The sequence below is a fragment of the Bacillus sp. EU55 genome (genome assembly GCF_038005925.1).
GTDB lineage: Bacteria > Bacillota > Bacilli > Bacillales > Bacillaceae > Bacillus > Bacillus velezensis.
The window spans coordinates 3,220,977-3,235,540 of sequence record NZ_JBBOUE010000001.1; the positions used below are offsets into that span (position 1 = coordinate 3,220,977).

Annotated in this window: 7 protein-coding genes, 21 tRNA genes, 3 rRNA genes and 1 riboswitch; of the genes, 3 read left to right on the forward strand and 28 right to left on the reverse strand. The window is 49.5% G+C overall.

The window, feature by feature from the left end; genetic code table 11:
* Nucleotides 1–80: 80 nt before the first annotated feature.
* The 4 genes from menB to NYE50_RS16380 are packed head-to-tail and all read right to left on the reverse strand — an operon-like array spanning nt 81 to nt 4,924.
* On the reverse strand, nt 81–899 hold the full coding sequence (menB, locus tag NYE50_RS16365; RefSeq protein ID WP_003152221.1) for a 1,4-dihydroxy-2-naphthoyl-CoA synthase: 819 nt from the start codon (nt 897–899) through the stop codon (nt 81–83).
* A 58-nt stretch (nt 900–957) separates the two neighbouring features.
* The gene (gene menH / locus NYE50_RS16370; protein WP_224988727.1) at nt 958–1,788 is read right to left on the reverse strand and encodes a 2-succinyl-6-hydroxy-2,4-cyclohexadiene-1-carboxylate synthase; all 831 of its coding nucleotides are present in this window, start codon (nt 1,786–1,788) and stop codon (nt 958–960) included.
* Entirely contained in the window at nt 1,776–3,512 is a 1,737-nt protein-coding gene (gene menD, locus NYE50_RS16375; RefSeq protein ID WP_094296107.1) for a 2-succinyl-5-enolpyruvyl-6-hydroxy-3-cyclohexene-1-carboxylic-acid synthase, read from the reverse strand. Before menD ends, menH begins: the two co-directional genes overlap by 13 nt.
* Nucleotides 3,509–4,924: an isochorismate synthase gene (locus NYE50_RS16380; RefSeq protein WP_021494501.1), complete on the reverse strand. Its 1,416-nt coding sequence runs from the start codon at nt 4,922–4,924 to the stop codon at nt 3,509–3,511. Before NYE50_RS16380 ends, menD begins: the two co-directional genes overlap by 4 nt.
* 282 nt (nt 4,925–5,206) lie before the next feature.
* Between NYE50_RS16380 and NYE50_RS16385 the strand changes: the two genes are divergently transcribed.
* Nucleotides 5,207–5,926, forward strand: a complete 720-nt coding sequence (locus tag NYE50_RS16385) for a TraR/DksA C4-type zinc finger protein (RefSeq protein WP_007613312.1) — start codon at nt 5,207–5,209, stop codon at nt 5,924–5,926.
* A 156-nt stretch (nt 5,927–6,082) separates the two neighbouring features.
* A complete protein-coding gene (locus tag NYE50_RS16390; protein WP_159354514.1) occupies nt 6,083–6,553 on the forward strand; it encodes a TspO/MBR family protein in 471 nt (156 codons plus the stop codon).
* 34 nt (nt 6,554–6,587) lie between these two features.
* Here the strand turns inward: NYE50_RS16390 and NYE50_RS16395 are convergent.
* From NYE50_RS16395 to NYE50_RS16510, 24 genes are all read right to left on the reverse strand, one after another.
* Nucleotides 6,588–6,659: transfer RNA gene (locus NYE50_RS16395), tRNA-Glu, on the reverse strand.
* 3 nt (nt 6,660–6,662) lie between these two features.
* Nucleotides 6,663–6,753 (reverse strand) — tRNA-Ser (locus NYE50_RS16400).
* Nucleotides 6,754–6,756: 3 nt separating this feature from the next.
* Nucleotides 6,757–6,831: transfer RNA gene (locus tag NYE50_RS16405), tRNA-Asn, on the reverse strand.
* 10 nt (nt 6,832–6,841) lie between these two features.
* A tRNA-Ile gene (locus NYE50_RS16410) sits at nt 6,842–6,918 on the reverse strand.
* Between the two features lie 15 nt (nt 6,919–6,933).
* Nucleotides 6,934–7,007 (reverse strand) — tRNA-Gly (locus NYE50_RS16415).
* An 8-nt stretch (nt 7,008–7,015) separates the two neighbouring features.
* Nucleotides 7,016–7,091 (reverse strand) — tRNA-His (locus tag NYE50_RS16420).
* A 20-nt stretch (nt 7,092–7,111) separates the two neighbouring features.
* Nucleotides 7,112–7,187, reverse strand: a tRNA-Phe gene (locus tag NYE50_RS16425).
* 10 nt (nt 7,188–7,197) lie between these two features.
* A tRNA-Asp gene (locus NYE50_RS16430) sits at nt 7,198–7,274 on the reverse strand.
* Between the two features lie 6 nt (nt 7,275–7,280).
* Nucleotides 7,281–7,357: transfer RNA gene (locus tag NYE50_RS16435), tRNA-Met, on the reverse strand.
* Between the two features lie 19 nt (nt 7,358–7,376).
* Nucleotides 7,377–7,469 (reverse strand) — tRNA-Ser (locus NYE50_RS16440).
* A gap of 7 nt (nt 7,470–7,476) precedes the next feature.
* Nucleotides 7,477–7,553 (reverse strand) — tRNA-Ile (locus NYE50_RS16445).
* Between the two features lie 2 nt (nt 7,554–7,555).
* A tRNA-Met gene (locus NYE50_RS16450) sits at nt 7,556–7,632 on the reverse strand.
* 20 nt (nt 7,633–7,652) lie between these two features.
* Nucleotides 7,653–7,725, reverse strand: a tRNA-Ala gene (locus NYE50_RS16455).
* A gap of 4 nt (nt 7,726–7,729) precedes the next feature.
* A tRNA-Pro gene (locus tag NYE50_RS16460) sits at nt 7,730–7,806 on the reverse strand.
* A 16-nt stretch (nt 7,807–7,822) separates the two neighbouring features.
* Nucleotides 7,823–7,899 (reverse strand) — tRNA-Arg (locus tag NYE50_RS16465).
* A gap of 9 nt (nt 7,900–7,908) precedes the next feature.
* A tRNA-Leu gene (locus NYE50_RS16470) sits at nt 7,909–7,994 on the reverse strand.
* A gap of 19 nt (nt 7,995–8,013) precedes the next feature.
* Nucleotides 8,014–8,088: transfer RNA gene (locus tag NYE50_RS16475), tRNA-Gly, on the reverse strand.
* Nucleotides 8,089–8,097: 9 nt separating this feature from the next.
* Nucleotides 8,098–8,181 (reverse strand) — tRNA-Leu (locus tag NYE50_RS16480).
* Between the two features lie 10 nt (nt 8,182–8,191).
* Nucleotides 8,192–8,267 (reverse strand) — tRNA-Lys (locus NYE50_RS16485).
* Between the two features lie 37 nt (nt 8,268–8,304).
* Nucleotides 8,305–8,380, reverse strand: a tRNA-Thr gene (locus tag NYE50_RS16490).
* A 29-nt stretch (nt 8,381–8,409) separates the two neighbouring features.
* Nucleotides 8,410–8,485, reverse strand: a tRNA-Val gene (locus tag NYE50_RS16495).
* A gap of 23 nt (nt 8,486–8,508) precedes the next feature.
* A 5S ribosomal RNA gene (gene rrf / locus NYE50_RS16500) occupies nt 8,509–8,624 on the reverse strand.
* A 50-nt stretch (nt 8,625–8,674) separates the two neighbouring features.
* A 23S ribosomal RNA gene (locus NYE50_RS16505) occupies nt 8,675–11,604 on the reverse strand.
* Between the two features lie 233 nt (nt 11,605–11,837).
* A 16S ribosomal RNA gene (locus NYE50_RS16510) occupies nt 11,838–13,387 on the reverse strand.
* The 16S, 23S and 5S rRNA genes sit together here with 21 tRNA genes alongside, the layout of an rRNA operon.
* A 366-nt stretch (nt 13,388–13,753) precedes the next feature.
* Nucleotides 13,754–13,854: riboswitch (TPP riboswitch) on the forward strand.
* 100 nt (nt 13,855–13,954) lie between these two features.
* Between NYE50_RS16510 and thiT the strand changes: the two genes are divergently transcribed.
* Entirely contained in the window at nt 13,955–14,536 is a 582-nt protein-coding gene (gene thiT / locus NYE50_RS16515; protein WP_159354515.1) for an energy-coupled thiamine transporter ThiT, read from the forward strand.
* Nucleotides 14,537–14,564: the final 28 nt, after the last annotated feature.

The following is a 14,564-nucleotide window of genomic DNA, read 5'->3' on the forward strand; positions in this document are numbered from 1 at the left end:
TCTCCGAGGTAAAAGTACTGTTTTTGAAAAGAAAACAGCTTGGACCAGAGCGGCTCAAGCTGTTTCGTAGTGTCATCTGATCACGGAAAACGAGGGAATTGACCGAAATCGGGACTGCGTTTCTCTTTAAAGGAATCACGGCCTTCTTTCGCTTCGTCAGTCGTGTAATAAAGAAGCGTTGCATCTCCTGCAAATTGCTGAATTCCGGCGAGGCCGTCTGTATCAGCGTTAAATGCCGCTTTAAGGAAACGAAGGGCTGTAGGGCTTTTCTCAAGCATTTCTTCACACCATTTAATTGTTTCCTCTTCAAGTTTCTCTAATGGGACAACCGTATTGACAAGCCCCATGTCGAGCGCTTCCTGCGCGTTGTATTGACGGCACAGGTACCAGATTTCACGGGCTTTCTTATGTCCGACGATACGCGCCAGGTAACCTGAGCCGTAACCGGCATCAAAGCTTCCCACTTTCGGGCCGGTTTGGCCGAAAATCGCGTTATCGGCCGCAATCGTTAAATCACAGACGATATGAAGCACATGGCCTCCGCCGATGGCATAGCCTGATACCATCGCCACGACCGGTTTAGGAATCACGCGGATCAAACGCTGAAGATCAAGCACATTCAGACGCGGGATCTGATCGTCTCCGACATATCCGCCGTGACCGCGGACTTTTTGGTCTCCGCCTGAACAGAATGCTTTATCTCCCGCTCCCGCAAGAACGATGACACCAATATTGGAGTCATCACGCGCACAAGCAAACGCGTCAATCATTTCTGATACCGTCTTAGGAGTAAATGCGTTATGTACCTCCGGGCGGTTAATTGTTATTTTTGCAATACCGTTATACGTCTCGTACAGGATTTCATCGTACTGACGTTCACTTTTCCATTCTGCAGCCATTGATATGACCTCCTTCATTTTTGCCTGAGTCCGGCCGAAAAGCTATTTTCTTTATGCTTTACAAGCCGTATAAAAACTCACTTACTATCTTACCAAAAATTCGCGGCTGTTCCACATGTACCGTGTGCCCCGCCTGTTTGACAACCTCTATTTTACTTGATGGGAGCAGGTTATGCACCTTTTGATTAATAGCGCAAAACTTTTCATCCCATTCACCGCATATGAGCAGGACGGGCGCCTTGATGCGGTGTAATGCCTCCCACCAGGAAGGCTGTGAGCCTGTCCCCATTCCGAGCAGGCTTCCTGCAAGTCCGGACGGATTATTCTTCAGCCTGCCGGCACGGATGGACGCCTTTACGCTGTCTGGCAGAGAAAGCTGCGTGGCAAACAACGGAATGCTCTCCCAATAATCAACAAACGATGTTATACCTTCCCGCAATATAAAGTCAGCAAGCTTCCGATCTGACTGAATCCGTTTTTTGCGTTCCTGAAGCGTGCTGAGGCCCGGGGTTGTACTTTCCAAAACAAGCGCTGACACCCGATGCGGAAATGCCTGTGCAAAGGAATACGCAAGTCTTCCCCCCATAGAATAACCAATAAGTTTCACTTTGTGAAGTTTTAATTGATCAAAAACGGCGGCAAGGTCCGCAACCTGCCTGCTCGCACTATACCTTGCCGCTTGCACAGGCGCGTCTGTCTCCCCGTGACCCAGGCAGTCAATCATCACCATTCGCTCGCCGGGAAACATGCCGCGTAAAAACATCCATGATTCTTTGCTGCCCGTAAATCCATGCAGACAAACAATAGCTTCAGACGATTCGTGTCCGTGTCCGCTATCAGCAGCACGATAGCATACGCCGTCTGCCGTTTTAACTGTTACAGTTTCCATTCTTTTTTCACTTCCCGCACTGCGGCCTGCAGCAGATCGCGATGGAATTGAACTCTTGATGTCCGATCTGTTTTCAGCTCGATTATATGAAGTCCGGGCTTGTCCGCCTGCGGCTGATACGCATCCTTAAATGCTTCCCATGTCTCAGGGCAAGTATACGTCCCGCCATACAGTGCGGCGGCATGCCGGAAATCAAGACCCGTCGGCGTACCGAACAGTTCTTCAAAATGAGTCTTATCAGATGCCTGCGGCAAAAACGAGAAAATCCCGCCGCCATCATTGTTTATTAAAATAACCGTAAGCGGAATTCCAAGTTTTTTAGCCGCTAACAGCCCGTTTAAATCATGGTAAAACGATAAATCTCCAATGACAAGCGTGACAGGAGCTTTTGTACCTTCACACAGCCCCATAGCCGAGGAGACAACTCCGTCAATGCCGTTAGCGCCGCGGTTGGCATAGACACGGAAGGAACGATCTTGTTTTTCAAAGAAAGTATCCACGTCGCGGATCGGCATGCTGTTGCCGACAAAAATCGAACTGCCTTCAGGGACAAGGTGCTGAAGCTGACGATATACATTTCCTTCAAATGATAAATCATCCATGTTCGCGGCCTGTAAATGACTCCGGAACCGGTCATTGACAAATTGCCATTTCTCAAGCCATTCGGACGGCCGTTTTCCGGTTTCAGCTGAACGGACCGCTTCCAAAAACACCGACGGATGGCAATGAATCATATGCGCGCCGGCCTGGGTGGGATCTCTCCATCCTCCGTCTTCATCGACGATAAACTGCTCAATGGCAGGATCATCTCTGAGCCATAAAAAGAGCGGTTTGGAAACCGGCATCGGACCGAAGCGGATCACAGCGTCAGGGCGCAGCGCCTCTTTTATTTCTTCATCTTTTAAAAACGAGTCATAAGCATCAATAATCAGCGTCTTATCATGCTCCCCGTTTCGGAGGTTTGAAAGCGGATCAGCCAAAATCGGGAACTGAAGCATCTCGGCAAGCGCGATGATTTGCTGCTTTTCTGCTTCACCGTGAATTTCGCCGCAGACGATCATACCTCTTTCGGTACCCGCGAGACGCTCTGTAATATGACAGAGAGAGTCTTGAGCAGCTGACTGAATCCCTGTTGTGACTGAGACGTGCCGCCCCTTTCTCATTCTTTCAAAAGGTCCGGCTGATAAATCCGGCATCAAAGGCTCTCTGAGCGGCACATTGATATGGACCGGCCCCATCGGGCGCTTCCCGGCTTCACTTACGGCTCTGCCGGCCAATGTTCTGATATAGCTCAGCATTTGAGGATTTTCTTCAGGCAGAGCCGAGTCTGTGAAAAACTTAACAAAGTTACCGAACAGAAAATGCTGGTTAATCGCCTGAGGCGCCCCCACTTCCCTCAATTCATGAGGCCGGTCAGCAGTCAGGACAATAAGCGGCACTCTTGAATAATGAGCTTCAATCACGGCCGGATAGAAGTTAGCCGCTGCCGTTCCTGACGTACAAATCAGCATGACCGGACGCTGGCGGGCTTTTGCAAGACCGAGTGCGAAAAAACCTGCGGACCGTTCATCAATCTGTATATGGACTTGAATATCCGGGTGGGCCGCCGCCAAAACCGCCAAGGGAGTTGACCTCGACCCCGGGCAAACAACTGCATCGGTCACACCCGATAGAGCGAATTCATCAATAAAGCTTCCGATATAATGTGTAATCGGGTTTGTCAAAGCCTTTCACCTCCTAAAGCAGAGATCATCGGCTTTAGTTTAATTTGTGTTTCTTCATATTCTGATTGCGGATCTGAATCTTCAACAATACCGCAGCCTGCGAAAAGCCGCGCACTTTTGCCTTCAATCAGCCCTGATCGGATAGCCACGACAAATTCTCCGTTTTCCCTGCCGTCCATCCAGCCGATCGGAGCCGCGTACCATCCGCGTGTCATCGGTTCAATATCAGCGATAACTTCAACAGCTTTCTGCTGGGGAGCTCCGCCCAATGCCGGTGTGGGATGCAGCTTTTCAATTAAATCAAACAGCGAAGCGGACGTTTTAAGATGGCCTGTGATCGGCGTATATAGATGCTGAACACTTTTTGTTTTATATAATTGCGGACCTGCAGGCTTTTTCACATCGCTGCAGCTCGACAAGAAAGAATCGTGTATCATCTGAACCACAAAATCATGTTCCGCGAGATTTTTTTCGTCATGCAGCAATTCCTTGCCGAGACGGTCATCTTCTTGTTGATTTTCTCCGCGCTTAATTGAACCTGCCAGACAGGTGGACATGACGTCTTTGCCGGATTTTTTGATCAGCCGTTCCGGTGAAGCGCCGACAAAGCATTTATCTCCCTGCTCAATCGCAAAAACATAGCTTGTCGTTTGGTCCGTCAAAAGCTTACGGACAACGCTCTCTGCCGGAATAGGCCCATCATATGACAAAACGACTTCCCTTGCCAGCACGACTTTATCATATTGATTTGCTTTCATATCATTTGTTGCTGTTTTAATGGCTTCAAGCCAGTTTTCCACATCAAGTTCTTCCGCTTTTGTTAAAACAGGATATTCTTCATACTCGATTGAAGAAACTGAAAAAGCTTCCGAAAAAGATTTCAGACGTTTCAGCGTATCTTCTGCCTGATTACCGTCTGCTGCCCATTGATTGACGGTTAAATAATCACCATCTGCCGTCTTTGTCAGCATGAGTGAGGGGATAAAGAACAGCCCTTCTTCGAACCCGTTCCATTCGTCTCCTCTCTCTTCAGCGGGATTAAATGAAAAACCGCCGAATAAGACAGGGCCGACCGCGGTATGCGCCGCCTCTTCTTCTTCATGAATATGAAAAGCCATCTTTTTAAAGCGCTCCCATTGTTCAAAAACGTCGTGATAACGCTTTCCATTTTTTTCATTCGATTGGAACAGCGCTTCTGTGCCAAGACCGACTATTGTTAATTCACTACCGGGTTCTGACCAAAAAAATCGTTTGCCTTTATATTTTTTTGCTCCGTCTTTGAAAAATGATAGAGGGTCTAAAGACGCAATACGTCTTGAATAGCTCAATAAGACAGCATGGTTGACTTGTTTGGCTTTATGTAATGCATGATCTGCTTCCTCTCGGAACGTATGCTGCACCGTTGTCACCATGAGACATTCCTCCATAATCCGTTAAATGCTTTTAATACAATACACCTGTGATGACTTTGTGTCAAACACACAGATTTGAGCACGACAAAATGCCTGCATTTCTTATTATAAACCTTTTTGCGCAAATGAATAAAGAAACAAACTTGAATTTTCTTTCCCCACTCTCGGCAATCACTGTATCCTTTTACTTCCTCATGGGAAAACGACTATTTTTATCCACCATTTTTCTGCGCAAAAGCGTTCATACTAACAGTAAGCATCACATAGAAACGAGGGATTGATGTGCTTACAAACGAACAGATCACACACTTAAAAAAAGAATTGGAAGAAGCCAGACATGATATTTTAAGCCGCTTTAAAGAAAATGATCAATTTCAGTTAACTGATGAATTCCCGTATCAGTCATCCGGCGAATTGTCTTCCTATGACAATCATCCCGGCGATCAGGCGACCGAATTATACGAGCGGGAAAAAGACCTGGCTCTGCTCGACCATGAACGGGAGCACCTTCGCGACATTGATTACTCTCTGAAACAAATTGAAAACGGCACATACGGCACATGTGAAGTCAGCGGCAAGGACATTCCTTATGACAGACTTGAAGCTCTGCCGACGGCTACGACATTGGCGGAATATTCCTCGCAGGATGCCGTTTCCAAAGACAGGCCGATTGAAGAGGAAACACCGTTCGGACAGTTTGAATTTGATGATGATGAATCAATCCGGGCGGCTTACGATAGTGAAGATGCTTATCAGGATGTTGAGGAATACGGAAACTCAGAAACGCCTCAGGATTTAGAGGATCCGCCGCTCAGCTATGGGGATATGACAATGAACTCAGAAGAAAACATCGGCTATGCTGAGGATTATGAAAACTTTATCGCGACAGATATTACCGGCAAAAACATTTCCGTGTATCCAAGCAAAGCACACGAAAAATATGAACAGGAACTTGACGAAGAAGGAATTATGACGACATTCGGCGATCTTCATGCTGATTAAAACCCCGGCCTGCCGGGGTTTTTGAATACAAATAAATGGTTTGCTGCATTTTCACACTGAAAACCCATACACTTAATGGTGCATGAACCTTTTAAAAGGTTTAATATTTCCAAAAAAGGGAACTAATGTATTGACATTGAATGGCGGAGGGAACAAATGAAAAAGAAGTATATCGGTGCGATTATTGTATTTATCATTACATATGTCTTGTTTTCTTTAGCGGGGGTTCTCTTTCCCATCGACCGGGAATGGTATGACGCGCTGCAAAAACCTGACTGGACGCCGAGCGGATCAGTGATCGGCATCATATGGGCGGTTTTGTTTGCGCTTATTTCGCTCTCAGCAGCCTTGATATACGCAAAGTTTTCATGTAAAGAATCCAAAGCTTTTTGGGTGATGCTTCTCATCAATTATATCGTGAATCAAGGATTCAGCTATTTTCAATTCACACAGAAAAATTTGCTTGCTGCATCTATCGATTGCCTGCTTGTGGCGGTGACAACACTCATTCTGTTGCTCATTGCCGGTAAATACAGTAAAGCTTCAGCCTGGCTTCTGGTTCCTTATTTACTATGGAGCGCTTTTGCCACATACCTGTCTTTTACCAGTTATGCTATGAACGCATAATAAAAAACCTTGCATAGTATGCAAGGTTTTTTAATGACCCGTACGGGATTCGAACCCGTGTTACCGCCGTGAAAGGGCGGTGTCTTAACCGCTTGACCAACGGGCCTTATGGCGGAGAAGGAGGGATTTGAACCCTCGCGCCGCTTACACGACCTACACCCTTAGCAGGGGCGCCTCTTCAGCCACTTGAGTACTTCTCCGCATGGCTCCACAGGCAGGATTCGAACCTGCGACCGATCGGTTAACAGCCGATAGCTCTACCACTGAGCTACTGTGGAAAAATCATCATGGTGGGCCTGAGTGGACTCGAACCACCGACCTCACGCTTATCAGGCGTGCGCTCTAACCAGCTGAGCTACAGGCCCATGACAATATAAAAATGGAGCGGGTGATGGGAATCGAACCCACGACATCAGCTTGGAAGGCTGAGGTTTTACCACTAAACTACACCCGCATGTTGTTTGGGGCGATTGATGGGAATCGAACCCACGAGTGCCAGAGCCACAATCTGGTGCGTTAACCACTTCGCCACAACCGCCAAAACAATATTAAATTAAATGGTGGCTCGGGACGGAATCGAACCGCCGACACACGGATTTTCAGTCCGTTGCTCTACCAACTGAGCTACCGAGCCTTTTTATAAATGGCGGTCCGGACGGGACTCGAACCCGCGACCTCCTGCGTGACAGGCAGGCATTCTAACCAACTGAACTACCGGACCATTTTTTGGTTGCGGGGGCAGGATTTGAACCTGCGACCTTCGGGTTATGAGCCCGACGAGCTACCGAACTGCTCCACCCCGCGATGATAATTAAATTAGATATGGCGGAGGAAGAGGGATTCGAACCCCCGCGGGCTTTGACACCCCTGTCGGTTTTCAAGACCGATCCCTTCAGCCAGACTTGGGTATTCCTCCGTATAAGTGGTGGACCTTGTAGGACTCGAACCTACGACCGGACGGTTATGAGCCGTCTGCTCTAACCAACTGAGCTAAAGGTCCAATGGTAGCGGCGGAGGGGATCGAACCCCCGACCTCACGGGTATGAACCGTACGCTCTAGCCAGCTGAGCTACACCGCCAAAAAACAATTAAAATCAAGTGGAGCCTAGCGGGATCGAACCGCTGACCTCCTGCGTGCAAAGCAGGCGCTCTCCCAGCTGAGCTAAGGCCCCAAAATGGTCGGGAAGACAGGATTCGAACCTGCGACCCCATGGTCCCAAACCATGTGCTCTACCAAGCTGAGCTACTTCCCGTTTTCAAAAGTATGTATGGCGCGCCCGAGAGGAGTCGAACCCCTAACCTTTTGATCCGTAGTCAAACGCTCTATCCAATTGAGCTACGGGCGCAACAATAAGTGCCGAGGGCCGGACTTGAACCGGCACGGTAGTCACCTACCGCAGGATTTTAAGTCCTGTGTGTCTGCCAATTCCACCACCCCGGCATGGATGGTATAGTATAGTTGGAGCGGAAGACGGGATTCGAACCCGCGACCCCCACCTTGGCAAGGTGGTGTTCTACCACTGAACTACTTCCGCGTTTGGCAATGCGGATGAAGGGACTTGAACCCCCACGTCTGTAAAGACACTAGAGCCTGATTCTAGCGCGTCTGCCAATTCCGCCACATCCGCAAGAAAAACATGGTGAGCCATGAAGGACTCGAACCTTCGACCCTCTGATTAAAAGTCAGATGCTCTACCAACTGAGCTAATGGCTCTTATTACAAGAGACTTATATAGTATAACATATAAAGGTGGTGCCGGCAAGAGGACTTGAACCCCCAACCTACTGATTACAAGTCAGTTGCTCTACCAATTGAGCTACACCGGCTTAATACGCCAACTTATGTATGATAGGAATGGTGGAGGATGACGGGCTCGAACCGCCGACCCTCTGCTTGTAAGGCAGATGCTCTCCCAGCTGAGCTAATCCTCCATATATTACACTTACGTGTAATAGCTTGGCGGCGTCCTACTCTCACAGGGGGAAACCCCCGACTACCATCGGCGCTGAAGAGCTTAACTTCCGTGTTCGGCATGGGAACGGGTGTGACCTCTTCGCTATCGCCACCAAACCATTGAGAGTGCTCTCTCAAAACTAGATAACAATAAGCATACATTCAAATTGGTTAAGTCCTCGATCGATTAGTATCTGTCAGCTCCATGTGTCGCCACACTTCCACCTCAGACCTATCAACCTGATCATCTTTCAGGGATCTTACTTCCTTGCGGAATGGGAAATCTCATCTTGAGGGGGGCTTCATGCTTAGATGCTTTCAGCACTTATCCCGTCCGCACATAGCTACCCAGCGATGCCCTTGGCAGAACAACTGGTACACCAGCGGTGCGTCCATCCCGGTCCTCTCGTACTAAGGACAGCTCCTCTCAAATTTCCTGCGCCCGCGACGGATAGGGACCGAACTGTCTCACGACGTTCTGAACCCAGCTCGCGTACCGCTTTAATGGGCGAACAGCCCAACCCTTGGGACCGACTACAGCCCCAGGATGCGATGAGCCGACATCGAGGTGCCAAACCTCCCCGTCGATGTGGACTCTTGGGGGAGATAAGCCTGTTATCCCCGGGGTAGCTTTTATCCGTTGAGCGATGGCCCTTCCATGCGGAACCACCGGATCACTAAGCCCGACTTTCGTCCCTGCTCGACTTGTAGGTCTCGCAGTCAAGCTCCCTTGTGCCTTTACACTCTGCGAATGATTTCCAACCATTCTGAGGGAACCTTTGGGCGCCTCCGTTACCTTTTAGGAGGCGACCGCCCCAGTCAAACTGCCCACCTGACACTGTCTCCCCGCCCGATAAGGGCGGCGGGTTAGAAGGTCAATACAGCCAGGGTAGTATCCCACCGATGCCTCCACCGAAGCTGGCGCTCCGGTTTCCAAGGCTCCTACCTATCCTGTACAAGCTGTACCAACATTCAATATCAGGCTGCAGTAAAGCTCCACGGGGTCTTTCCGTCCTGTCGCGGGTAACCTGCATCTTCACAGGTACTATAATTTCACCGAGTCTCTCGTTGAGACAGTGCCCAGATCGTTGCGCCTTTCGTGCGGGTCGGAACTTACCCGACAAGGAATTTCGCTACCTTAGGACCGTTATAGTTACGGCCGCCGTTTACTGGGGCTTCAATTCGCACCTTCGCTTACGCTAAGCGCTCCTCTTAACCTTCCAGCACCGGGCAGGCGTCAGCCCCTATACTTCGCCTTACGGCTTCGCAGAGACCTGTGTTTTTGCTAAACAGTCGCCTGGGCCTATTCACTGCGGCTCTCTCGGGCTTGCACCCTAACAGAGCACCCCTTCTCCCGAAGTTACGGGGTCATTTTGCCGAGTTCCTTAACGAGAGTTCTCTCGATCACCTTAGGATTCTCTCCTCGCCTACCTGTGTCGGTTTGCGGTACGGGCACCTCTCACCTCGCTAGAGGCTTTTCTTGGCAGTGTGGAATCAGGAACTTCGCTACTATAATTCGCTCGCCATCACAGCTCAGCCTTCACGGGAAACGGATTTGCCTATTTCCCAGCCTAACTGCTTGGACGCGGATATCCAATACCGCGCTTACCCTATCCTCCTGCGTCCCCCCATTGCTCAAATGGTGAGGAGGTGGTACAGGAATATCAACCTGTTATCCATCGCCTACGCCTTTCGGCCTCGGCTTAGGTCCCGACTAACCCTGAGCGGACGAGCCTTCCTCAGGAAACCTTAGGCATTCGGTGGAGGGGATTCTCACCCCTCTTTCGCTACTCATACCGGCATTCTCACTTCTAAGCGCTCCACAAGTCCTTCCGGTCTTGCTTCACAGCCCTTAGAACGCTCTCCTACCACTGTTCGAAGAACAGTCCGCAGCTTCGGTGATACGTTTAGCCCCGGTACATTTTCGGCGCAGAGTCACTCGACCAGTGAGCTATTACGCACTCTTTAAATGGTGGCTGCTTCTAAGCCAACATCCTGGTTGTCTAAGCAACTCCACATCCTTTTCCACTTAACGTATACTTTGGGACCTTAGCTGGCGGTCTGGGCTGTTTCCCTTTCGACTACGGATCTTATCACTCGCAGTCTGACTCCCAAGGATAAGTCATCGGCATTCGGAGTTTGACTGAATTCGGTAACCCGGTAGGGGCCCCTAGTCCAATCAGTGCTCTACCTCCGAGACTCTTACCTTGAGGCTAGCCCTAAAGCTATTTCGGAGAGAACCAGCTATCTCCAGGTTCGATTGGCATTTCACCCCTACCCACACCTCATCCCCGCACTTTTCAACGTGCGTGGGTTCGGGCCTCCATTCAGTGTTACCTGAACTTCACCCTGGACATGGGTAGATCACCTGGTTTCGGGTCTACGACCACGTACTCAATTCGCCCTATTCAGACTCGCTTTCGCTGCGGCTCCGCATCTTCTGCTTAACCTTGCACGGGATCGTAACTCGCCGGTTCATTCTACAAAAGGCACGCCATCACCCGTTAACGGGCTCTGACTACTTGTAGGCACACGGTTTCAGGATCTCTTTCACTCCCCTTCCGGGGTGCTTTTCACCTTTCCCTCACGGTACTGGTTCACTATCGGTCACTAGGGAGTATTTAGCCTTGGGAGATGGTCCTCCCGGATTCCGACGGAATTTCACGTGTTCCGCCGTACTCAGGATCCACTCAGGAGAGAACGAAGTTTTGACTACAGGGCTGTTACCTCCTATGGCGGGCCTTTCCAGACCTCTTCATCTACCTCGTTCCTTTGTAACTCCGTACAGAGTGTCCTACAACCCCAAGAGGCAAGCCTCTTGGTTTGGGCTGGTCCCGTTTCGCTCGCCGCTACTCAGGGAATCGCATTTGCTTTCTCTTCCTCCGGGTACTTAGATGTTTCAGTTCCCCGGGTCTGCCTTCTCATATCCTATGTATTCAGATATGGATACCACTCCATTACGAGTGGTGGGTTTCCCCATTCGGAAATCTCCGGATCAAAGCTTGCTTACAGCTCCCCGAAGCATATCGGTGTTCGTCCCGTCCTTCATCGGCTCCTAGTGCCAAGGCATCCACCGTGCGCCCTTTCTAACTTAACCGTTAAAAAGAATCACTACGTGATATCTTGCATTACTAATTGAATGTGAATTACTTCTGTTATCTAGTTTTCAAAGAACAACGCATAGGACATGCTAACACATGCGTTGCCACAGGAAGTGGCGCATTTAGCAGGTGTTCCTATGTTTTGAAGGAATGATCCTTCAAAACTAAACAAGACAGGGAACGTTCTGTTTATAAGACCCAAGGTCTTATATTCCGTTAAAATCCTTAGAAAGGAGGTGATCCAGCCGCACCTTCCGATACGGCTACCTTGTTACGACTTCACCCCAATCATCTGTCCCACCTTCGGCGGCTGGCTCCATAAAGGTTACCTCACCGACTTCGGGTGTTACAAACTCTCGTGGTGTGACGGGCGGTGTGTACAAGGCCCGGGAACGTATTCACCGCGGCATGCTGATCCGCGATTACTAGCGATTCCAGCTTCACGCAGTCGAGTTGCAGACTGCGATCCGAACTGAGAACAGATTTGTGGGATTGGCTTAACCTCGCGGTTTCGCTGCCCTTTGTTCTGTCCATTGTAGCACGTGTGTAGCCCAGGTCATAAGGGGCATGATGATTTGACGTCATCCCCACCTTCCTCCGGTTTGTCACCGGCAGTCACCTTAGAGTGCCCAACTGAATGCTGGCAACTAAGATCAAGGGTTGCGCTCGTTGCGGGACTTAACCCAACATCTCACGACACGAGCTGACGACAACCATGCACCACCTGTCACTCTGCCCCCGAAGGGGACGTCCTATCTCTAGGATTGTCAGAGGATGTCAAGACCTGGTAAGGTTCTTCGCGTTGCTTCGAATTAAACCACATGCTCCACCGCTTGTGCGGGCCCCCGTCAATTCCTTTGAGTTTCAGTCTTGCGACCGTACTCCCCAGGCGGAGTGCTTAATGCGTTAGCTGCAGCACTAAGGGGCGGAAACCCCCTAACACTTAGCACTCATCGTTTACGGCGTGGACTACCAGGGTATCTAATCCTGTTCGCTCCCCACGCTTTCGCTCCTCAGCGTCAGTTACAGACCAGAGAGTCGCCTTCGCCACTGGTGTTCCTCCACATCTCTACGCATTTCACCGCTACACGTGGAATTCCACTCTCCTCTTCTGCACTCAAGTTCCCCAGTTTCCAATGACCCTCCCCGGTTGAGCCGGGGGCTTTCACATCAGACTTAAGAAACCGCCTGCGAGCCCTTTACGCCCAATAATTCCGGACAACGCTTGCCACCTACGTATTACCGCGGCTGCTGGCACGTAGTTAGCCGTGGCTTTCTGGTTAGGTACCGTCAAGGTGCCGCCCTATTTGAACGGCACTTGTTCTTCCCTAACAACAGAGCTTTACGATCCGAAAACCTTCATCACTCACGCGGCGTTGCTCCGTCAGACTTTCGTCCATTGCGGAAGATTCCCTACTGCTGCCTCCCGTAGGAGTCTGGGCCGTGTCTCAGTCCCAGTGTGGCCGATCACCCTCTCAGGTCGGCTACGCATCGTCGCCTTGGTGAGCCGTTACCTCACCAACTAGCTAATGCGCCGCGGGTCCATCTGTAAGTGGTAGCCGAAGCCACCTTTTATGTCTGAACCATGCGGTTCAAACAACCATCCGGTATTAGCCCCGGTTTCCCGGAGTTATCCCAGTCTTACAGGCAGGTTACCCACGTGTTACTCACCCGTCCGCCGCTAACATCAGGGAGCAAGCTCCCATCTGTCCGCTCGACTTGCATGTATTAGGCACGCCGCCAGCGTTCGTCCTGAGCCAGGATCAAACTCTCCGATAAAGTAGTTTGACTGACTACGCACATCGCTGTGCGATTTATTTAAAACTTTGAATTAACAGGTACGTTTTGTCTTGTTTAGTTTTCAAAGATCATTACCGCTTGTTGAAGCAGCTTTATTATCTTACCACTCAACTTCTTTTATGTCAACAACTTTTTTTACGTTGTTTCCGAAGCTTTTTGTTGTTGTCTGCTGTTCATCAGCGACGTTTAATAATATAACACCCTTTTGAAAATATGACAATAGTTTTTTTAAAAAAATCATTAATTATTTTCTTTCATACTTATTTCAGTTTCTCTTCTATAGAAAGATAAGCTGTCTTGTGGTTTGGCATATTTTCTTGTATAGTAAGATTGAACTAAATACTTGATGACCACAAGGGGAGCATTAAAGCTGAGAGTGAACGTTTTGTTCTGACCCTTTGAACCTGTTAGTTAACGCTGGCGTAGGGATGTGGCAAAGCCAAATGATTTGCAGTTTATGTAAGCAGCGCGCGGACCTTTTCCCATCCTTCCCCGCGCTGCTTTTTTGTTTATCCTTGTTACGGTTGTCTGACCAGGGGGAAAACTATGAATCATTCAACACAGCTTGTGCGCTTAATTGAAATAGCGATTATGACCGGGGCGGCTGTCATTCTGGACATTGTCTCAGGTATGTTTCTCCGGATGCCCCAAGGCGGTTCGGTCTCTATTATGATGATTCCGATTTTTTTGATTTCATTCCGCTGGGGAGTGAAAGCCGGGCTTACGACAGGCTTTTTAACAGGGATTGTCCAGATCGCCATCGGCAATTTGTTTTTGCAGCACCCGGTGCAGTTATTACTTGATTACATCGCGGCATTTGCAGTTCTCGGTTTCAGCGGCTTGTTTGCTTCCGGTGTACGGGGATCGGCATTGAATAAAAAAAGAGGCGCTTTAACGATGTATGTTATAGGCGGTGTTTTCATCGGCAGTGTGCTGCGCTATGCGGCACATGTGGTCTCCGGAGCTGTCTTTTTCGGAAGCTATGCTCCGAAGGGCACGCCGGTCTGGATTTATTCGTCCGTCTATAACGCGACTTATATGATTCCTTCTTTTATCCTTTCGGCCATTGTCCTTATCTTATTATTCATGACTGCGCCGCGGCTTCTTGAAGCTAAGCGGACAAACTGAAACAGCAGGCGGTTTACGCCTGCTGTTT